Below are 19,927 nucleotides of genomic sequence, written 5' to 3'. Positions count from 1 at the left end.
TATCAGCTCCGCTTTTTATTTTAAAAAGCTTTCCAACAATTTTATGTCAACATGACTATTTAAAAACTTAGAAAGCTGCAAATGTGTTTTGGTGTCATTTAAGAGAAGGTAGGCAGTTAACTTGTCGTTTTTTACCACAAACTTTTTATAAATCATTTTACTCTTGTCTAAAAATTCTAGTATATTTGCATCTTGCAAATTTTGCATATCACCTGCAGAAACAATTTCAAGTCCAAACGCTTTTAGGAAATATGGCAGTGGCATATTTTGATAGAAGGTTTCAAATCCCAAAATATTCTTTGCAACTATTTTTGCACTTTCTAAAGCAAACGTCCAGGTTCCTGGATTTTGACCGTCAATGTGGGCAACATCACCACAAGCATACACGTTTGAAATCTTGGTTTGCATTTTGTAATTAACTTCAATTCCCTTTTTGCTATTCAAAATATTCTCAGGGGACTTTATAAACTCAGTATTTGGTACAACTCCAGCTGAAAAAATGAGTATATCACATTCAATAGTCTGACCACTTGAAAGTGTTATTTTCAAACCGCTTTGAAAAGGTTCAGCGTTCTCAATTTTATTATTCAAAATTATTTTAATTCCTTTTTTTACAATATGTTCTCCCAGAAGAAAAGAGGCAACTTCGTCCAACTGCTTTGGTAATATCCTTTCACTCAGTTCAATTATTGTTATTTCCTTACCCTCAAGTGCAGATGCAAGTTCTAATCCCAAAAGTCCAGCACCAACAATTACAACTTTGCCAGCCTGTAACAGTCTTTTTTTAAGCGCAAGCAAATCTTCATAGTTTCTAAATGTGAAGACAAAGTTTTGCAGCTCTTTGTTTTGCAGATGCTCAGGAAGGTAGGATTTTGAGCCTGAAGCAATAATAAGATAGTTCCACTCTATACTTTGACCCCGTGAAACCACAAATTTTTCTTTTAAATTACATTCTTCAACCTTACTATTCAACATCAATTTTATATTGTTTATTTGGTACCACTCTGAAGATTTCAAGAAGAACTTTTCATCTATGGGATTTTGAAGATAATATCCAAGTCTCAACCTATAATAAGGCAAGACCTTTTCTTCACTTAAGATACAAACTGACATATTCTTGTTCTCTTTTCTTATCTGTTCTGGAATGGTTACACCGGCAGGTCCTCCACCAATTACAACAATATCATACTTTTCCATTGCTTATGCACCAGCTTTTTATTCTTTTATCTTTTCAGCAAATAGTATACCAAATTCAAAAGATTTTTTTAACTCATCTTCGTTTGGCTTGAAATTCACCTTTAACCCGGGCTGGATTACTTTTAATCTTAGCTGCTTAAGACGGCTTTCAATATTTGGCACAGCTTCACCACTCCATCCGTATGAACCAAATGCAGCTGCTACCTTTCCGCCGTGAACAATTGGATTTAATCTCGTGAGTATATCATATATAGGTGGGAGGGCATCAGAATTTATGGTTGGCGAACCAAACAAAACACCGTTTGCAAAATAGATTTTCTCTACAATTTCTTCAAGTTTGTGTTCAATTGCGTTGTATACAAAGACATCTACCCCACTTTGCTCAATACCTTCTGCAATCTTTTTTGCAAGCATTTCTGTGTATCCATACGCTGATACGTATACTATCACAACATAAGGTTTAGACGGCTTTTCTGAGAGCTTTTCAGACCATGATTTATATAACGAAATTAATTCCTCTCTATAATTTGTTAATATAGGACCATGTCCTGGAGCAATTATATCAATTTCTAAATCTTTTATCTTATCTATTGCTTGCAGGACATAACTTTTAAACGGTGACATAATAACGTCGTAGTAATACTTGTAGGCATCCATAAAACCTTCTTTTTGGTTTTGCATAACCCAGTTTATATCAAGGTTTTCAGGACTAAAATGGCAGCCAAAAGAGTCACAGGTAAAAAGAATTTTGTCTTCAACCAAATACGTATAAATGGAATCAGGCCAGTGCAAAAAAGGAGCAGAAATAAATTTTAAAGTTTTATTTCCAAGTGAAACCACGTCATTATGATTGATAATTTGAGCTTGAAAATCTTTATTTGCAATCTTTTTTAAAAATTTAATTGCGGTGCTGCTTCCAAACACTTTTATATTGGGGTTTATCTCTAAAAGTTTCTCAATTGACCCTGAGTGGTCAGGTTCTGTATGGTTTATTATCAAATAGTCTATTTTTTCTGGTGAGATAACCTCTTTTATATTGTCTAAAAATTGATTAAAAAACTTATATTTAACATTTTCAATCAAAGCTATTTTTTCACTTCCAATAACCAAATAAGAATTATAGGTAGTCCCATATTTAGTGTACATTACAATATCAAATATCCTCAAGCTTGGATCTTGTACACCGACTGAGTAAACTCCATCTCTTAGTTTGGTGTGCATTTTTTTTCCCTCCGCTTTCTAAGGATGATTTATTAATATTCAAAATTATTTATACCCTAATATTTTTTCAGTAAACAAGTAGTGATAGAAAATGCACTTGAATAATATATTTTAGTAGAAAAATTATTTGGCAAAGGAGATAATAAAATATGCTCAGCAAGGTTTCAAACAGGTTTTTAGCTGTTACAATTTTAGCTATATTTGTTATTGCATTAGTAGGAATAATATCCAACAAAAGCCTGGAAAGTTCGAAATTAGCCTCTACAGAAGTCAAAAAAAATTCTTCTGTGCCAGCATCTGAGCAAGTTTCAAAAACTGAGGGGTTGAAAGGTTATTTGCAGGTTATGGTTGTTGACAGTAAAACTGGTATTCCTGTTGAAGGTGCAAATGTAGTGTTTTCAAATTTGGATCAGCTATACACCACAGGCAAAGATGGAAAGACCCAGATTATTCCCATGCAGATCAAAGCATCTGAGTCTTCAAAGTTCCTATCGCAGCCATATGAAGAAGTGGTAATTGGAGTATTTAAACAGGGATATGCTGATTACATTTTGATGGGTTCAAAGGTTCGTCCTACCACTCAAGACAAACCACAACTAAAAATAATTAGGGTAGTAAAGGCATCAACTCCTACAACAACGCCTGTTTTTGCAATGGAAAAGTATTCTGCTGATGTTGCGAAAGAAGTGATGAACAAGATGAAAGAAAAACTCAACTCACTTGCGAACACCTCACAAGAAGTTGAAGAAATAGAGATAACAGAATAAAGTGCCTTGTAAAAAGGCACTCTTTTTTTATATAATAGAGCTTGAACATTTGAAGTGCACTTTTTATTTAGAAGGGTTTTGACAGCAATGAATGATGAAGTTCTGATTCTCTTAAAAAATTTTCTGTTTCTTTTCGCTATTGTATTTATAGGATTTATGGGAACAAAGCTAAATTTGATTTCAAATACAGTAAAAGACTCTGTAAGTGAACTTATTGTAAAAGTGACAGCACCTATTTTGCTTTTTACAACAATAAGTAGCAAACCTTATTCCTCTCAAGTAGTAAAAAATGTATTTATTTTAATACTTTCAGCGTTTATTGGAATTATGATTTTGCTTCTGCTTGGTTACATAACAGGGTCTTTATTTAAATTCAAAGGAAAAACTTTTTACACTCATATTTTTTGTTCAGCTTTTGGCAACACAGGATTTCTGTCTTTCCCCTTATTGTATTCAATCTTTGGTGAAAAAGGGGTTTTCTTTGCAGCAAGTTACAATATAATGCATGATTTTTTGGCATGGTCATTAGGACTTTCAATAATAAGCCGGCACAATAGTGAGAAAACTAAATTTGGGTTTGTTAATGCAAATTCTATTGCTGTCTTTGTTGCATTTATCATTTATCTCATAAAGGGGATATTGCCATATAACATAAAAAGTTTATATGACAAAGTGTTTCTGACAATTTATGACGCATTAAATCCTTTTGGGAAAACCACAATTTATCTTTCAATGTTTTTCATTGGATGTTTGCTGGCAGAAGTATCGTTAAAAGAAACATTAAAAACTTTTTCTGCCTACGTAATAATACTGTTTAAGATGATCTTATTGCCACTTGGTATTATGTACCTTACAAATTATTTACCAATAGACAATTTTACAAGACTCATAATTGTACTTCAGACAGGAATGCCAACAGCTATAATAAGTTCTGTGCTTTCTTACAGATATGACGGCGATAGCCACTATGCTACCCGGACTATATTCATAACAACTATTTTTTCACTCATAACAATCCCTTTACTGGTGTTTCTATACTATCATATTTAATAACTTTATGAAGAAAGGATGAGAAAGGTTGCAACATGAGATTGTAATAGTTCTGGACTTTGGTGGTCAATATAACCAGCTTATTGCAAGAAGAGTAAGAGAATGCGGAGTATACTGTGAAATTTGGCCATACGACACACCTCTTGAAAAGATAATTAGTAAAAATCCAAAAGGAATTATATTTACAGGTGGACCATCAAGTGTATACGAGCCAAACGCTCCTATGATTGACAAAGAACTGTTCGAAAAGGGTATTCCAATACTTGGGATATGTTATGGAAACCAGTTAATTGCTCATATTATGGGAGGAAAAGTGTCAAGGGCGCTATTTAGAGAGTATGGAAAGACGCATATAAAATACGATATTTCTTCTCCTCTTTTCAGCGGAATACCTGAACATTCTGTGTGTTGGATGAGCCACACAGATTTTGTAGAAAAACTTCCAGAGGGGTTTAAAGCTTTGGCATCCACCGAAAATTGTTCTATTGCAGCATTTGGGGATGATACCAGAAAAATATATGGTGTTCAGTTTCATCCTGAGGTTGTCCATACCGAATATGGTCAGAAAATTATAGAAAACTTTTTATTTAACATTTGTAATTGCCATGGTGATTGGAAAACCTCATCATTTATTGAGGAAAAGGTAAATGAGATAAAAGATATTGTAGGCAACCAAAAAGTGGTATGTGCCCTTTCAGGTGGTGTTGATTCTTCTGTTGCAGCAGTCCTTGTTCACAAAGCTATAGGGAAAAATCTTTATTGCATATTTGTTGACCATGGTCTTTTGAGAAAGGGCGAAGCTGAAGAAGTTGTGAGTGTTTTTAAAGATAAATTTGACATGAATGTAATCAAGGTTGATGCAAAAGACAGGTTTTTGGAGGCTTTAAAAGGTGTTACTGATCCAGAAGAAAAACGAAAGATAATTGGAAGGGAATTTATCAGAGTATTTGAAGAAGAAGCAGAAAAGCTTGGAGATATAAAGTTTTTGGTGCAGGGTACTATTTATCCTGACGTGGTTGAAAGCGGGGTTGGCAAGGCTGCAACTATAAAAAGCCACCACAATGTTGGTGGTCTTCCTGAAAAAATAAAATTCAAACAAATAATTGAACCTCTCAGAGATTTGTTTAAAGACGAAGTGAGAAGGGTAGGAATAGAATTAGGAATACCTGAAAAGATTGTCAAAAGGCAGCCTTTTCCTGGACCTGGTCTTGCAATAAGAATAATTGGAGAGGTTACAGAGGAAAAATTGGACATACTGCGCGAGGTTGATTGGATCTTTAGAAAAGAGATTGAACAGAGCGGCCTTGACAATGAAATATGGCAGTACTTTGCAGTTTTAACTAATATGAAAAGTGTTGGTGTAATGGGTGATGAGAGAACATATGATTACACAGTTGCTCTAAGAGCTGTTACAAGTATTGATGGAATGACCGCTGACTGGGCTAAAATACCTTATGAGATTTTAGAGAGAGTTTCAAATGAGATTGTAAACAGTGTGAAAAAGGTCAACAGGGTGGTGTATGACATCACTTCAAAACCTCCTGCTACAATTGAATGGGAATAACAAAAAATTTTTTTGATAGGCTTGAAATTTCTCACAGAAGGGTGTAACATATTTATAAGTTTTCTCTTCGGAAAGTAGAGAAGTAAAATGAGGCTTTATGTGGTAAGCTTGACTTTAAAGTTAGTTTCACTTATCTATTTGTGCTTGTGTTTGAGCTTATATATATATTCAAAGAGAGCAGATGTTTTGTTAATTTCAGTAGCAATAAGTTTTTTGTTTATTTGTACAATGTATACTTTGGCTAAAGTGGTCGAAGGAATTCTTTCAAAACAATTTAGTATAATCTACTTTATAAGTCACTATTTAATTGTTATTCTGTTAATTTTTTTGGTCTCTTTTATATCCGTTTACAATATCACAAAAACCATATACATTGTGGTTCTTCTAATAAGCTATCCTATAGCCTTGCTACTTTCATTTTCTATTGCCTATGTTTACTCAAAAAAGCTCTCAAGGAAGTGAAGCGAAAGATGGGCGAAAGTGTATTGAAGATTTTATTTACCATCCCTATTGGGAAAGGTATACCTGTGAGAGTTGCTGTTGTAGAAATGTGGGTTGTGATGTTATTTTTGATTGCTCTTGCTTTTTACCTAACATCTAATATGAAACTTGTTCCTACGAGAAAGCAAATGATCGCTGAATTTATTGTTGATTCTATGAATAAGATAACAAAAAACTTTTTGGGTCATTATTGGCGTATTTTTTCCCCATATTTAGGGACTCTGTTTTTGTTCTTGCTAAGCCTGAATCTGGTGGGGCTTTTCGGTTTTCAGCCACCAACAAGTAACTTGAACGTTACTGCAAGTTTTGGTGTGATGTCTATTTTAGTATTAATAATCTCTACGATAATACTTAAAAATCCAATAAAGTGGTTTTTAAGTCACTTTAGACCCATCATTATTATTTTCCCATTTAAATTTTTGGATTATTTCACAAGGACTCTTTCTTTATCTGCTCGATTATTCGGAAATATTCTTGCTGGGACTACCATCATGGAGCTCATTTACCATGGCCTTATAAAGTCCCACATACCTCCTGTTGGTATTCCAGCAGTAGCAAGTATATATTTTGATATATTTGACGGAGTTCTTCAGGCAATAATTTTTACATTTCTATCTTTAATTTACCTTTACGAAGCCTTAGAAGAATAATCTAATAATTTTTGGAGGTGTTTTAAATGACAGCATTGGCAGCTGGTATAGCAATGCTGGCAGGTTTGGGTGTAGGTATTGGTATTGGTATTGCAACAGGAAAAGCTTCAGAATCTATTGGAAGACAGCCAGAGGCATTTGGACGAATTTTTCCTTTATTTTTAATTGGGGCTGCTTTGGCTGAAGCAGTTGCTATCTATAGTTTGGTTATTGCGTTTATGTTAATTTCAAAAATCTAAGCGCTCTCCATACTTTTTGGGGAGCGTCATCTCTTTTACATGCCTGAATATTACTAAAAAGGCAAACATTCCTAATAATCGCAGACTAAAAAGGAGATGGTATAATAAAATGTTTGAGCTCAGGGTATTTGAAAATATATTCTTTTGGGCAATTATAAACTTTTTGATACTTTACCTCATATACAAAAAGTTTTTCTTCCAAAGAGTTACGCAATTTATGGAAAAAAGATCCCAGATGATTCAAGATCAACTTGATTTTGCAGCAAAGTCAAAAGAAGAAGCAATAAAGCTAAAAGAAGAATATGAAAATATACTTGCTATGGCACATGCAAAGGCAAATGAAATTGTTGAAAGTGCAACCTTAGAGGCACAAAAACAAGCAGCCGAAATTATTGAAAATGCAAAACTTGAAGCTAACAGAATTATTGAAGATGCGCTCAGACAATTTGAGATTGAAAAGAAGAAGCAAATAAACGAACTTAAAAACCAGTTTGTTTCAATTGCACTTCTTGCTGCATCGAGAGTTATTGAGAAAAATTTAAATACAGAGGAAAATAAGAAGATGGTTGAGAACATATTTGATGAGGCAGGGGTTGCTTAAAAATGTTGGCAGCAAAAAGATATGCAGAAGCACTCATTAAGCTTGGTCAAGAAGAAGGAAAGCTGGAGATATTTTATGAGCAACTATTTAAAATGTTTGAGATTATCAAAAACAATAATGAATTTAATACTATTTGGTTCGATTTAGAAATGAAGCGTTCAGAAAAGAAACAAAGAATCAAAGTATTCTTTGGTGGTGACATTGATAGTTATATCTTGAACCTTCTTTATCTTCTCATTGATAAACGCAGGGAAATAATTCTTACCTATATACCTTTTTATTACAAAGAGATATATGACAAAATTGTAGGCAATGTAGATGTACAGGTTATTGTTGCTCATGAAATTGGAAGCGATGTGTTAAACAAAATTTCTAAATGGCTTTTGAAAAAGTACGGAGTCAAAAATCCAAGATTCATTGTAAAAGTTGACAAAAGCATAATTGGTGGGATAAAGCTGTTATTTAATAATATTGAAGTTGATGCTTCAATAAAAGGTGCTCTTGATTCAATGAGAAAAGAGCTTGTAAAGATAGCTATTTTGTAGGGGTGAGATGTCAAATGATTGATGTAACAATTAGACCAGATGAAATTGCTTCAATTATAAAAGAGCAAATTAAAAATTATGAAAAAAAGATTGACACAAGTGATGTCGGTGTTGTCATAATGTCAGGTGACGGTATTGCAAGAATACATGGTCTTGACAACTGCATGGCTGGTGAACTTTTAGAATTTCCTAATGGAGTTTATGGAATGGCTCTCAATTTAGAAGAGGACAATGTTGGATGTGTCATACTTGGAAATGATAAAGAAATAAAGGAAGGTACCATTGTAAAAAGGACAGGTAGAGTTGTTGAGGTGCCTGTAGGAGAAGAACTTTTAGGAAGAGTTGTAAACGCTCTGGGACAACCTATAGATGGTCTTGGGCCCATCAATGCCAAAAAGTTTAGACCAGTAGAAAGAATAGCACCTGGCGTAATAGAAAGAGAACCTGTTAACACGCCTCTTCAGACAGGTATAATGGCTATTGACGCTATGATTCCTATAGGAAGAGGGCAAAGAGAGCTTATAATTGGTGATAGGCAAACGGGTAAAACTGCAATTGCAATAGATACGATTATAAACCAGAAAGATCAGGGTGTTTATTGCATCTATGTGGCAATTGGGCAAAAGGCCTCTACAGTTGCTCAGATAGTCAATACCTTAAAAGAATACGGTGCGATGGATTATACCATTGTTGTTAGTGCAACTGCAAGTGATTCTGCTCCTCTTCAATTCTTAGCTCCATACGCAGGTTGCGCGATGGGAGAAGAGTTTATGGAGTCGGGCAAAGACGCACTCATTATATACGATGACCTTTCTAAACACGCTGTTGCATACAGGGCAATGTCTCTTTTACTAAGACGTCCACCTGGAAGAGAAGCTTATCCTGGTGATGTGTTTTACTTACATTCAAGACTTTTGGAAAGAGCGGCAAAACTGAATGCTCAGCGTGGAGGCGGATCTCTTACCGCACTGCCAATAATAGAAACTCAAGCAGGTGACGTTTCAGCATATATTCCTACAAATGTCATTTCAATTACAGATGGGCAGATATACCTTGAAAGTGAATTATTCTACGCAGGGGTAAGACCTGCGATAAATGCTGGAATATCAGTGTCAAGAGTTGGTGGGAAAGCTCAGACAAAAGCTATGAAAAAGGTTGCAGGAAGGTTAAGGCTTGATCTTGCTCAGTACCGTGAGCTTGAGGCTTTTGCTCAGTTTGGTTCAGAACTTGATAAGTCAACGCGAGAAAGGCTTGCTCAGGGACAAAGAATTGTAGAGACGTTAAAACAGCCACAGTACAAGCCGCTTCCTGTATGGCATCAGGTGGTGATTTTGTACAGTGCAATAAATGGTTATCTGATGGATATAGAAGTTTCAAAGGTCAGGGAATTTAATGAGAAGCTTGTACAGTATATATCAGCAAACTATCCCCAGATATTTGATTCTATAAAAGAGACAAAGGATTTGACACCTGAAACAGAAGAGCTTTTGAAGAAGGTCATAGTAGAGATAAAAGAGAGATTTAAGAGTAACAAGTAGGTGAGATTACAAGATGGCGAACAAAACAAGATGGATAAAATCAAGGATCAGAAGTGTCAATGAAACAAAAAAGATAACAAGGGCAATGTATCTTATCTCTGCATCAAAGGTGAAAAGGCTCAGAGATAGACTCGATAGCACAAGACCTTATTTTGAAAAGGTAAATGAGTTTATGAAAGATCTGATTTTACATGGAATAAAAACCCCGCACATTCTTTTTGAAGGGTCGTATAAAGAGGGGAAGAAGAAAATAGGACTTATAGTTATCAGTGGCGACAAAGGATTATGTGGTGGGTATAATGCAAACGTTCTGAGAAGTACAATCAGCTTATATGAAAATTTAGCGAAAGAAGCAGATGTGACGTTTTTTCCTATCGGTGTAGTAGGTCGAAACTTTTTAGTTCGTCATGGATATCAAGTTGAGGAAGATTTTAATTATCAAACACAGTCTGTTTCTGTAAAGTTTGCAAGACTCATTTCGCAAAAGATTGTGAAAAAATATTATACCGGTGAAGTTCATGAAGTTTACATCATTTACACAAAACTTGTTTCAACCATAAGACAAGAAGTTACTGTCAAAAAGCTTTTGCCTCTCGATAAGACAGAATTTGGTATAGAAGATGACAAAAGCGATGAGATGATAATCTACGAGCCAGACCCAGTTTCTGTACTTGACATCGTTATTTATGAATACATCAAAGGAATTATCTTTGGGGCTATGATGGACTCATATGTGAGTGAACTTGCTGCACGGATGACAGCAATGGACAATGCAACAAAAAGTGCTGATGAGATGATACAAAAACTTATTTTAAAACTCAACAGAGAACGTCAGGCTGTGATTACCCAAGAAATTTCAGAAATTATAAGTGGTGCTGCAGCTTTGAAATAATATTTTTAACAATCTTGATTTTAGTTTGAGGGAGTGTAGTCAAAAATGGAACAAAATGTAGGGTATGTCGTCCAGATTATAGGACCTGTTATTGATATACGATTTGAGAGTGAAAATTTACCAGCCATCAATAATGCTATTGAAATTCACTTTGATGGTAAAAAACTTGTTGCTGAAGTTGCTCAGCATCTCGGGAATGACACTGTTCGATGTGTGGCTTTGGGTTCAACAGACGGACTTAGAAGAGGTGTGAAGGCAATAGATACAGGTGGACCTATTAAAGTACCTGTGGGGAGAGGAACGCTGGGTAGGATATTTAATGTATTGGGAGAGCCTATTGACAATAAAGGTGAAGTAGTAGCTTCAGATTACTGGCCCATTCACAGAAGTGCACCGTCGTTTGAAGAACAGGTACCTGCAGTTGAAATTTTCGAAACGGGTATAAAAGTTATTGATCTTTTAGCTCCGTACGCAAAAGGTGGTAAGATAGGACTTTTTGGCGGTGCGGGCGTTGGTAAGACTGTCCTTATAATGGAGCTTATAAGAAATATAGCGACAGAGCACGGGGGTTTTTCAATTTTCACAGGTGTGGGTGAAAGGACAAGAGAAGGTAACGACCTGTGGCTTGATATGAATGAGTCTGGTGTTATAGAAAAGACTGTATTGGTGTTTGGTCAGATGAACGAGCCGCCTGGGGCAAGAATGAGAGTAGCTCTGACCGGGCTTACCATGGCAGAATATTTCAGAGATGTAGAAGGGCAAGATGTTCTTTTGTTCATTGACAATATCTTCAGGTTCATCCAAGCAGGCTCTGAAGTGTCAGCGCTTTTAGGAAGAATTCCTTCGGCAGTTGGGTATCAACCAACACTTGCAAACGAGGTAGGGGCATTACAGGAAAGAATAACATCTACAAAAAAAGGCTCAATTACATCTGTTCAAGCAATATATGTTCCTGCAGACGATTTAACTGATCCAGCACCTGCTACAACTTTTGCTCATTTGGATGCAACAACAGTTTTGTCAAGACAGATTGCTGAGCTTGGAATATATCCTGCGGTTGATCCTCTTGATTCAACCTCACGTATACTTGATCCGCGAATTGTGGGAGAAGAACACTATTATGTTGCAAGGACTGTGCAGCAAATACTTCAAAGATATAAAGAGCTGCAGGACATTATTGCTATTTTGGGTATGGATGAGCTATCAGAAGAAGATAAACTGATTGTCTACAGAGCAAGAAAAATTCAGAGATTTTTATCACAGCCATTCTTTGTTGCTGAAGCTTTCACAGGAAGACCTGGAAGGTATGTGAAGTTGAAAGACACTATAAGAGGGTTCAAAGAGATAATTGAAGGGAAGATGGACCATATTCCTGAACAGTATTTCTACATGGTAGGAACAATAGATGAGGTATATGAAAACTACGAAAAAGACATGAAAGGCAAATAAATCTTGAGGTGAATTTAAAGATGGCTGAATTTGAATTAGAGGTTCTCCAGCCTGAAAGGGTATTTTTTAAAGATAATGTTGAAATGATAGTTTTGAGAACAATAGATGGTGAAATAGGTATTATGGCAAACCATCAGCCTATTGTTGTTCCCATTGGTATTGGAAAGTTGAGGATAAAAAAAGATGGAAAGTGGAGAGAAGCAGCCATTGCTGGTGGTTTGCTTGAGGTAAAAAATAATAAGGCAACAATATTGAGTGATGCTGTAGAGTGGCCAGAGGAAATAGACAGACAAAGAGCACTTTTGGCAAAAGAAAGGGCAGAAAAGAGACTTGAGCAGAAACTCCCTCCTGATGAATATGAAAGGTATAGGGCAGCACTGTACAGAGCACTAAACAGGCTAAAACTTGCCGAAGAAAATAAAGAGGAGATATAAAAAGGGCAGTGCAATTTTCTTTGCACTGCCTCATTTATTTTTTCTTTTTTCCTTTTTTCTTTTCAGATTTTGTTTCTTTTTTGGTTTTGCTACTGGACTCTTCTTCTGATGGGATATTTTCATCCTCAATCTCAGTTTTTTCTTCATAGTCTTCTGATTCTTCCTTTATTTCTTCATCATCCAATAGTATTTCTTCGTCCACTTCTAATTCTTCTAAGTCTATTGATGTGTCAACAAGGTCAAGTTCTTCATCAGGCAGCTGAGTTAGAATATCTGGTTCTATATCTACAAAATCATTTTCAAATAACTCTGAGCCGGTTTCTTCCTTGACTGCTTCTTCTTCAATTTCAGAGTCGTCAACAACTCCAGTGAGCAGCCTTTCTTCAAAGCAAGACTCACACATGTCTTGGTCTTCTGGAATATACTCTTCATGACAGTATGGGCATAGTTTCATGTTTGCCTCTGTAACCTTTTTTAGCTGTTCTAAGTCCTTTTTGCACACAGGGCACAAATCTTGATCCTCCGGAATTCTATTAAGTTCGCATCTTGGACAGTATTTATAACCCATTTTCTTTCCCCCTAAAATGTGATATGCTATCACAATAATATTAATTACTCTTCAAGAAAAAATCAACTAAAATTTGCTTAACATTATTAATCATTTTTGCTACTATAAAAACATAGGAAGTAAGAGAGAAAAGGAGAAGAGAGAATTTAGTGTTCGGATATGTGGTTCCTTATAAGCCAGAACTAAAAGTGCGAGAATATGAATATTACAAGGCAGTTTACTGTGGTATATGTCTTCAGACAAGAAAGATAGGAAACCTTCCGCGAGTATTTCTTAACTATGATTTTGTTTTTTTGTATCTTGTACTAAAAGAACATTTTAAAGTCAAAGATGAGTTAGGAAAAACAAGGTGTATTGCTCACCCACTTAAGGAAAGGTTCTTTTTGAAACCTAATGAAATCTTGGAATATGTGAGCAACCAAATGGTTTTTTTGAGTTTTTTCAAGCTTTATGATAATATTCTTGATGAAAAGAATGTATTTAGTTATATTCCTTATAGTATTCTGAAATTGTATATAAATAAGATAACAAAATCACACCGAGCAACGTTTGAGAAGATAAAAGAATTGTTTAAAAAACAAATGTCTCTTGAAAAAAATGGCTATAAAAGTATAGATGAACTTGCACACAATTTTGGTAATATTTTAGCAGAAATATTTGCTTACAATGACCAAGAACTTTTGAAACAAATTGGGTATTATACAGGTGTGTGGTTATACATCATTGACGCTATTGACGACTATATTGATGATGTGAAGAAAAAGAGATATAATTGTCTGAAATACCACTTTGAAAAGTGTAGGCAGAATAAAAGACTTTTTGAATATGAACTCAGCATTCTGAAGGTTAGCTTGGAAAATTATCTTGCCATATTAAGCGACTATATTAAGGGGTATAATAATTCAATACTGGACAATATTGTTCAGGTAGGTATGTACTCAATAACACAGCAGGTCTTAGAGCGTTTTACAACAAACTTCTTTAAGGAGTGGAAGGAGTAATGAGAGACCCATATGAGGTTTTAGGTGTGAGAAAAGGTGCCTCAAAGGAAGAAATAAAAAAGGCTTATCTTGAACTTGTAAAAAAGTACCATCCGGATAAGTTTAAGGACAATCCTTTAAGAGAACTTGCAGAAGAAAAGTTAAAAGAGATAAATGAAGCATATAATATCCTTATGAACGATCAATATTCAAACTATGAATACTCTACATACGAACAAACCTCTCTCTACCAACAGGTAAGAGACTTGATTATGCAGGGTAATATAGCTCAAGCAGAAAATCTACTAAATCAAAACCCTCGAAATGACGCAGAATGGTTCTATTTGATGGGAATAATATATCAAAAAAGAGGATGGATAAATCAAGCATATCGATACTTTGTTGAAGCCTATAATCGTGACCCTGGAAATTATGAGTACAGGCGCGCAAAAGAACAGTTTGAAATGGCTTCAAGAAACTATGAATGGTCAGCGTATAACAGGGGATATAGAAGACATGATGACTGCGACATTTGTACAATATGTCAGATAATTGCTTGTTGGGAATGTTGTTGTGATAACGATATAGGTTGCTAAGGAGGTTTCCTTTTTGTGATAAAACTTTACACACTTTCAAACGGTATAAGGCTTGTATATGAAAAAATTGATACAGTAAAAACTGCAAGTATAGGGATTTGGGTCTTGGCTGGTTCAAGATATGAGACAAAAAAGATAAATGGAATTTCCCATTTTATCGAGCATATATTGTTTAAAGGAACTAAAAACAGAAGTTCAAGAGAGATTGTATATGAAATTGAATCAATTGGTGGACAGATAAATGCCTTCACAGCAAAAGAGTATACCTGTTTTTATGTAAGGGTTTTAGATGAGTTTTTACAAAAAGGTTTTGATATTTTGTCAGACTTAATTTTAAATCCTGTCATTGCTTTAGAAGAGATGGAAAAAGAGAAAACAGTAATTATTGAAGAAATCAACATGACAAAAGAGGACCCTGAAGAGATACTGTATCAGTCACTTAATGATTTGATATGGAAAAACCAGACTCTTTCGTATCCTATAATTGGAAAAGAATCAACTGTAAAAAAGATAGATAGAAATAAAATTGAAAATTATATGAGAGAAAGATATATTCCTCAAAACATTGTAATATCTGTTGCTGGCAACTTTGAAGAAGAGAAGCTTGTAGAGTTTGTAGAGATGTACTTTGGAGATTGGAAGTGTTCAAACAACAAGAAAGACGGCGTTAATTTCATCTCAAAACCAGTTTTTAATAGAGGTGCTGTCATTAAAAACAAGAAGGTTGATCAAGCTCATATGGCAATCACATTTGAAGGTTTTGGGCAGGAAGATGAAAAGGTGTATGAGCTTTTGGTTTTATCCAATATTCTTGGTGGGGGAATGAGCTCGCGACTTTTTCAGAGAATAAGAGAGGAGTTGGGACTTGTATATAGCATAACTTCGTTTGTGAGCACATTCAAAGATGCAGGAGTACTTATTATCTATGCAGGAACAAACCCGAAAAATATTTCAGCAGTATACAAAGAAATCATGAGTCAGCTACGTCTCTTTTTAAGAGGTGAAATCTTGCTTGATGAGGTTGAGGTTGCCAAACAGCAGATAAAGGGAAGTATTATATTTGGGCTTGAAAACACAAGCAGCCGAATGTCAAACATGGGGAAAAATATGTTACTTTTAAACAAAATTATGGAACTTGAACACATTACAAAGATTATAGATTCAATTGACTATACAAAGGTGATTGACACAGCAAGAGAAGTTTTGTCAAAGGAATTTTCAGTTGCTGTTGTTGGAAATAAAAAAGAGATGGATTTGAAAATCTTTGAACAAAGAGTATTGACACATTAGAAAGGAGAAATCATTTATGGTTCTGAGGGTAAAAAGAGCAGAGGATGCAAAGGATCTACCGCTTCCAACATATATTTCAAGCGGGGCGGCGGGAATGGACCTGTTTGCGTGTGTTGAAAAAGAAGAGATTATAAACCCTGGTGAGATAAAGCTCATCAGAACAGGTCTTTACATTGAACTTCCGGAAGGATATGAAGCGCAGGTACGACCTCGCAGTGGCCTTGCTTTAAAACATGGTATCACTGTTTTAAATTCTCCTGGAACAATCGATAGTGATTACAGGGGGGAGATAGGAGTAATATTAATTAACCTTGGCAATGAACCTTTTGTAGTAAAGAGAGGAGATAGGATAGCTCAGATGGTAATATCAAAGTTTGAAAGGGTAGCAAAGATCGAAGAGGCAGAAGAGCTATCAACAACGTCCAGAGCAGACAGAGGATTTGGTTCAAGCGGTTTATAGAAAAGGTAGGCGGGTAAAAGTATGCTTTTGAGCGAAATAAAAAATTCAAAACCCGTTGTATCTCAGCAGTCAGGCAGAATTGTAGGAAGTTCTGAGTTGTTGGAGTTAATAATTGACGACGAAGGGAATATACTGAGCATTGAACTAAAAAAGAAACGGGGATTTAGGTGGGAGACAGAAGTAATTCCATGGAATGATATTATTGTGATAGGTGAGGATGTAATAATTGCAAATATAAAAGAGGAGGAACCTGAATGATTCTTCCAACCTCTCTTTTTGGCTTTTCAAAGTCTCAAGTGAGAAGTTATATTGAAAATCTTACCCAAAGTTTTGAAAATTTAATTTCTAAGCTTGATAGAGAAAGAGACCTTTTGACTTTAGAAAACGAAAGACTTGCAAAAGAGATAGAAAAGTTTAAAAAGAATTTGTCTAATTTACATATCAAGGATATCGAATATTATAAAGCTTTCATTGAGGACTTTTTTATAAGCGAATGGGAGGAATACTATTCAAAAAAAGCACAAGAAGTTCAGATAGAATATTCAAAAACCTTAGATGAGCTTGAAAAGATTAAAGAAAGTATAATTCAGCATATTCAATATCTTGAAAAATACAAAGAAGAAATCTTAAAAAGACTTTACAATTTGGTAGATGAAATAGAAAGATTTTTAGACGACGATGAGCGTTTGCCAGCCAAAAAATTGCAAAAAGACTTTTATGTGGACGATGAGTTGATACTACCTGCAGGAATTGTTATAAACCATGAGGTAATTGAAAGTATGAGGGAGAAAGGCTTTTTGATTGAATTTTTAAAACATCTTGCAAAGGAGGAAGAAGAATGAATATAGAAGTGAAGGTTTTAGAGATTTTAGAACAAAATCCCAAACTCTCTGCCGAAGAGATTGCAATAATGCTGGGTGAAAACAAAGAAAATATCGAAAAAACCATTAAAAAGCTTGAACAAGATAAGGTTATTGTAAAATATCACACAATTGTGAACTGGGAACGAACAGAAAAAGAAGTGGTTGAAGCAATTGTTGAGGTGAAAGTAACTCCCCAGAGAGGGTTTGGTTATGACGCCATTGCTAAAAGAATTTACAAGTTTCCTGAAGTAAAAGCTGTATATTTGCTTTCGGGAGATTATGACCTGCACGTTGTTGTAGAGGGCAAGAGCATGAAAGATATTGCTCAGTTTGTTGGTTCTAAACTTGCACCACTTGAATATGTTCTTTCAACAGCAACCCACTTTATTATGAAAAAGTACAAAGATGCAGGTGTGATACTTGAAGATGGCGAAAAGGACGACAGGGAGGTTATAACACCGTGAGTAATTTAGAAAAATATATTTCAAAGAGCGTTCAAAGCGTTCCACCCTCAGGTATTAGGAAATTTTTTGATATTGTATCTGAGATGAAGGATGCTCTATCACTTGGAGTTGGTGAACCTGATTTTGTAACTCCATGGAACATTCGCGAGATGGGGATATATTCTATTGAAGAAGGACATACCCACTATACATCAAATTTCGGGCTTCTGGAGCTGAGAAAAGAGATTAGCAGGTATTTGAAAGATAGATTCGACCTTAGTTATCCAAATTACAGAGATCAGATTTTGGTAACTGTTGGGGCAAGCGAAGCAATCGATATTGCTTTAAGAAGTATAGTAAATCCTGGTGATGAGGTTTTGATTCCTGAACCCTGTTTTGTTTCATACAAACCATGTGTAATTTTTGCAGGTGGTGTACCGGTTGAGATTGAAACAAGACCGGAAAACGACTTTAAGCTTAGAGCAGAGGATATTTTACCCAAAATATCTTCCAAAACTAAGGCTATTATTTTATCTTATCCCAACAATCCAACAGGTGCTATTATGACAAGAGAGGATTTAAAAGAGATTGTTGATATATTGAAAGATAGGGATATCATAGTAATATCTGACGAAATATATGCTGAGCTTACATATGAAGGAAGCCATGTTTCAATTGCTAATTTCCCTGAAATGAAAGAAAAGACTATTGTTATAAATGGTTTTTCAAAAGCCTTTGCCATGACAGGTTGGAGACTTGGATTTGTTGCTGCCAATGAAGTTTTTATTAAAGCGATGGCAAAGGTACATCAGTACATTATAATGAGTGCTCCTACATTTTCTCAGTATGCTGCTATTGAAGCGCTTAAAAATGGGCTTTTAGAAGTTGAAAAGATGAAAGATGAATACAATAGAAGAAGACGCTATATGGTAAGCAGATTTAATAAGATGGGGCTTGAATGTTTTGAGCCAAAAGGAGCGTTTTATGTTTTTCCATCCATAAAATCCACCGGTCTTCCTTCTGAGGAGTTTGCAGAAAGGCTTTTGTACGAACAAAAAGTAGCAGTTGTGCCAGGTACTGCATTTGGGAGGTCAGGAGAAGGATTTATAAGATGTTCGTATGCCTATTCGATTGAAACCATAAAACAAGCTTTGGACAGGATAGAAAAGTTTGTTTTAAGTCTCAAAACTCAAGGTGTCTTCCAGCAAACTCGTGAAAATAATGTGGTAGTGGAGAAGTAATATCATAGACTTTATTATTAATTAGTTTGAAATTAAAACTTATCGAATAAGCGTGAAGAAGTAAAGGGGTATTTTGTGTTTTTTCTTCGCCGTAAATGTAGTCCCCTACAATTGGATGACCAATTGATGATAAGTGAACTCTTAGTTGATGTGTTCTGCCCGTTATTGGTTTTAACTTTAACACTGAGAAGTTTTCAAAAGAATCAATAACTTCATAGTATGTGGAAGCAAAACTACCATCTTGATGAATTTCTCTTTTGATGCCATCATCTGAGCGTTTAATGGGTTTTTCAATAAGCCCGCTTTTTTTTGTGAGTATTCCGTGAACAATTGCAATATATGTCTTATCAACTCGTCTTTTTTCAAACTCATATGAAACAATGCTGTGAAAGTAAGAATTTTTAGCAAATACAACTATCCCTGATGTATCTTTATCTAACCTGTTTATAATGTGTGAAGTAAGGTTTTTAGAATTTAAATAATACTCAACATAGTTTGCGATTGTATCAAAGTAATGTCCTTTAGAAGGGTGTGAAGGTAAACCAGAAGGTTTGTTTACAAATAAAAAGAAGTTGTCCTCATACAATATGTCTATGCTTCCTTCAACAGGAACTATGTTTGATTTGGAAAATATCAAATCGACTTCAATTACAGCATTTTCTTGTGGATATTGATGCACAGAATAGATTGGAGGAATAAATCTTATTTGACCAAGTGCCTTTAACCTGCTCATCAGCGTTGAAGAAAAAAAGAGTCTTTTTTGCAATATCTGTTTATATGTCATGTTCAAATCTTCTTTTTTTACCACGTATATTAGCTTCATAGAGTTTTTTCATCC

23 protein-coding genes are annotated in these 19,927 nt (G+C 35.1%); 19 read left to right on the top strand and 4 right to left on the bottom strand.

The features are described 5' to 3' along the window. Positions 1 to 15: 15 nt before the first annotated feature. A complete protein-coding gene (locus ATHE_RS07160; protein WP_015907898.1) occupies positions 16 to 1,197 on the bottom strand; it encodes an NAD(P)/FAD-dependent oxidoreductase in 1,182 nt (393 codons plus the stop codon). 18 nt (positions 1,198 to 1,215) lie between these two features. Continuing rightward, on the bottom strand, positions 1,216 to 2,418 hold the full coding sequence (locus ATHE_RS07155; protein ID WP_015907897.1) for an FprA family A-type flavoprotein: 1,203 nt from the start codon (positions 2,416 to 2,418) through the stop codon (positions 1,216 to 1,218). A 149-nt stretch (positions 2,419 to 2,567) separates the two neighbouring features. Between ATHE_RS07155 and ATHE_RS07150 the strand changes: the two genes are divergently transcribed. The 11 genes from ATHE_RS07150 to atpC all read left to right on the top strand — a co-directional run bounded on the left by ATHE_RS07150 (position 2,568) and on the right by atpC (position 12,648). Then, complete coding sequence (locus ATHE_RS07150; protein ID WP_015907896.1) at positions 2,568 to 3,185, top strand: hypothetical protein; 618 nt, start codon at positions 2,568 to 2,570, stop codon at positions 3,183 to 3,185. A gap of 87 nt (positions 3,186 to 3,272) precedes the next feature. Beyond that, on the top strand, positions 3,273 to 4,235 hold the full coding sequence (locus ATHE_RS07145) for an AEC family transporter (RefSeq protein ID WP_015907895.1): 963 nt from the start codon (positions 3,273 to 3,275) through the stop codon (positions 4,233 to 4,235). 28 nt (positions 4,236 to 4,263) lie between these two features. Continuing rightward, positions 4,264 to 5,799 (top strand): glutamine-hydrolyzing GMP synthase, encoded by a 1,536-nt coding sequence (gene guaA, locus ATHE_RS07140; RefSeq protein WP_015907894.1) that lies wholly within the window; start codon positions 4,264 to 4,266, stop codon positions 5,797 to 5,799. A gap of 470 nt (positions 5,800 to 6,269) precedes the next feature. Then, positions 6,270 to 6,950: a F0F1 ATP synthase subunit A gene (locus ATHE_RS07130; protein WP_015907892.1), complete on the top strand. Its 681-nt coding sequence runs from the start codon at positions 6,270 to 6,272 to the stop codon at positions 6,948 to 6,950. A 26-nt stretch (positions 6,951 to 6,976) separates the two neighbouring features. Continuing rightward, on the top strand, positions 6,977 to 7,189 hold the full coding sequence (gene atpE / locus ATHE_RS07125; protein WP_013290424.1) for an ATP synthase F0 subunit C: 213 nt from the start codon (positions 6,977 to 6,979) through the stop codon (positions 7,187 to 7,189). A gap of 109 nt (positions 7,190 to 7,298) precedes the next feature. Next, positions 7,299 to 7,790 (top strand): F0F1 ATP synthase subunit B, encoded by a 492-nt coding sequence (gene atpF, locus ATHE_RS07120; RefSeq protein WP_015907891.1) that lies wholly within the window; start codon positions 7,299 to 7,301, stop codon positions 7,788 to 7,790. A 2-nt stretch (positions 7,791 to 7,792) separates the two neighbouring features. After that, positions 7,793 to 8,335: an ATP synthase F1 subunit delta gene (atpH, locus tag ATHE_RS07115; protein ID WP_015907890.1), complete on the top strand. Its 543-nt coding sequence runs from the start codon at positions 7,793 to 7,795 to the stop codon at positions 8,333 to 8,335. 14 nt (positions 8,336 to 8,349) lie between these two features. Continuing rightward, positions 8,350 to 9,873 carry a F0F1 ATP synthase subunit alpha gene (gene atpA, locus ATHE_RS07110; RefSeq protein ID WP_015907889.1) on the top strand — a complete coding sequence of 508 codons (1,524 nt, stop codon included), beginning with the start codon at positions 8,350 to 8,352 and terminating at the stop codon, positions 9,871 to 9,873. Positions 9,874 to 9,886: 13 nt separating this feature from the next. Further along, positions 9,887 to 10,765: an ATP synthase F1 subunit gamma gene (gene atpG / locus ATHE_RS07105; RefSeq protein ID WP_015907888.1), complete on the top strand. Its 879-nt coding sequence runs from the start codon at positions 9,887 to 9,889 to the stop codon at positions 10,763 to 10,765. A gap of 45 nt (positions 10,766 to 10,810) precedes the next feature. After that, the gene (gene atpD / locus ATHE_RS07100; RefSeq protein WP_015907887.1) at positions 10,811 to 12,214 is read left to right on the top strand and encodes a F0F1 ATP synthase subunit beta; all 1,404 of its coding nucleotides are present in this window, start codon (positions 10,811 to 10,813) and stop codon (positions 12,212 to 12,214) included. A gap of 20 nt (positions 12,215 to 12,234) precedes the next feature. After that, the gene (gene atpC, locus ATHE_RS07095; RefSeq protein WP_015907886.1) at positions 12,235 to 12,648 is read left to right on the top strand and encodes an ATP synthase F1 subunit epsilon; all 414 of its coding nucleotides are present in this window, start codon (positions 12,235 to 12,237) and stop codon (positions 12,646 to 12,648) included. A gap of 34 nt (positions 12,649 to 12,682) precedes the next feature. Here the strand turns inward: atpC and ATHE_RS07090 are convergent, their stop codons facing one another. Beyond that, a complete protein-coding gene (locus ATHE_RS07090) occupies positions 12,683 to 13,216 on the bottom strand; it encodes a hypothetical protein (RefSeq protein WP_015907885.1) in 534 nt (177 codons plus the stop codon). Positions 13,217 to 13,365: 149 nt separating this feature from the next. Here ATHE_RS07090 and ATHE_RS07085 point away from each other — a divergent pair, with 149 nt between their 5' ends. Genes ATHE_RS07085 through ATHE_RS07050 form a run of 8 tightly spaced genes read left to right on the top strand, consistent with a single transcriptional unit; the run spans position 13,366 to position 19,089 of the window. Next, positions 13,366 to 14,217: a DUF5685 family protein gene (locus ATHE_RS07085; protein WP_015907884.1), complete on the top strand. Its 852-nt coding sequence runs from the start codon at positions 13,366 to 13,368 to the stop codon at positions 14,215 to 14,217. Beyond that, positions 14,217 to 14,792 carry a J domain-containing protein gene (locus ATHE_RS15135; protein WP_015907883.1) on the top strand — a complete coding sequence of 192 codons (576 nt, stop codon included), beginning with the start codon at positions 14,217 to 14,219 and terminating at the stop codon, positions 14,790 to 14,792. The genes ATHE_RS07085 and ATHE_RS15135 overlap by 1 nt, the downstream gene beginning before the upstream one ends. Before the next feature lie 15 nt (positions 14,793 to 14,807). Beyond that, positions 14,808 to 16,082, top strand: a complete 1,275-nt coding sequence (locus ATHE_RS07075) for a M16 family metallopeptidase (RefSeq protein WP_015907882.1) — start codon at positions 14,808 to 14,810, stop codon at positions 16,080 to 16,082. A gap of 16 nt (positions 16,083 to 16,098) precedes the next feature. After that, positions 16,099 to 16,542 carry a dUTP diphosphatase gene (gene dut / locus ATHE_RS07070; protein WP_015907881.1) on the top strand — a complete coding sequence of 148 codons (444 nt, stop codon included), beginning with the start codon at positions 16,099 to 16,101 and terminating at the stop codon, positions 16,540 to 16,542. 21 nt (positions 16,543 to 16,563) lie between these two features. Next, the gene (locus ATHE_RS07065; protein WP_013430265.1) at positions 16,564 to 16,800 is read left to right on the top strand and encodes a PRC-barrel domain-containing protein; all 237 of its coding nucleotides are present in this window, start codon (positions 16,564 to 16,566) and stop codon (positions 16,798 to 16,800) included. Continuing rightward, positions 16,797 to 17,384 (top strand): hypothetical protein, encoded by a 588-nt coding sequence (locus ATHE_RS07060; protein ID WP_015907880.1) that lies wholly within the window; start codon positions 16,797 to 16,799, stop codon positions 17,382 to 17,384. The genes ATHE_RS07065 and ATHE_RS07060 overlap by 4 nt, the downstream gene beginning before the upstream one ends. Further along, positions 17,381 to 17,869, top strand: a complete 489-nt coding sequence (locus ATHE_RS07055) for an Lrp/AsnC family transcriptional regulator (RefSeq protein ID WP_013290438.1) — start codon at positions 17,381 to 17,383, stop codon at positions 17,867 to 17,869. Before ATHE_RS07060 ends, ATHE_RS07055 begins: the two co-directional genes overlap by 4 nt. Beyond that, on the top strand, positions 17,866 to 19,089 hold the full coding sequence (locus ATHE_RS07050; RefSeq protein WP_015907879.1) for an aminotransferase class I/II-fold pyridoxal phosphate-dependent enzyme: 1,224 nt from the start codon (positions 17,866 to 17,868) through the stop codon (positions 19,087 to 19,089). Before ATHE_RS07055 ends, ATHE_RS07050 begins: the two co-directional genes overlap by 4 nt. Here the strand turns inward: ATHE_RS07050 and ATHE_RS07045 are convergent. Beyond that, complete coding sequence (locus ATHE_RS07045; protein ID WP_015907878.1) at positions 19,031 to 19,912, bottom strand: RluA family pseudouridine synthase; 882 nt, start codon at positions 19,910 to 19,912, stop codon at positions 19,031 to 19,033. The genes ATHE_RS07050 and ATHE_RS07045 overlap by 59 nt on opposite strands. Between the last annotated feature and the right edge of the window lie 15 nt (positions 19,913 to 19,927).

The organism is Caldicellulosiruptor bescii DSM 6725, assembly GCF_000022325.1.
Classification (GTDB): domain Bacteria; phylum Bacillota; class Thermoanaerobacteria; order Caldicellulosiruptorales; family Caldicellulosiruptoraceae; genus Caldicellulosiruptor; species Caldicellulosiruptor bescii.
The sequence above is the reverse complement of the archived record's forward strand: the minus strand, read 5'-3'. Positions and strand labels throughout refer to the sequence as shown.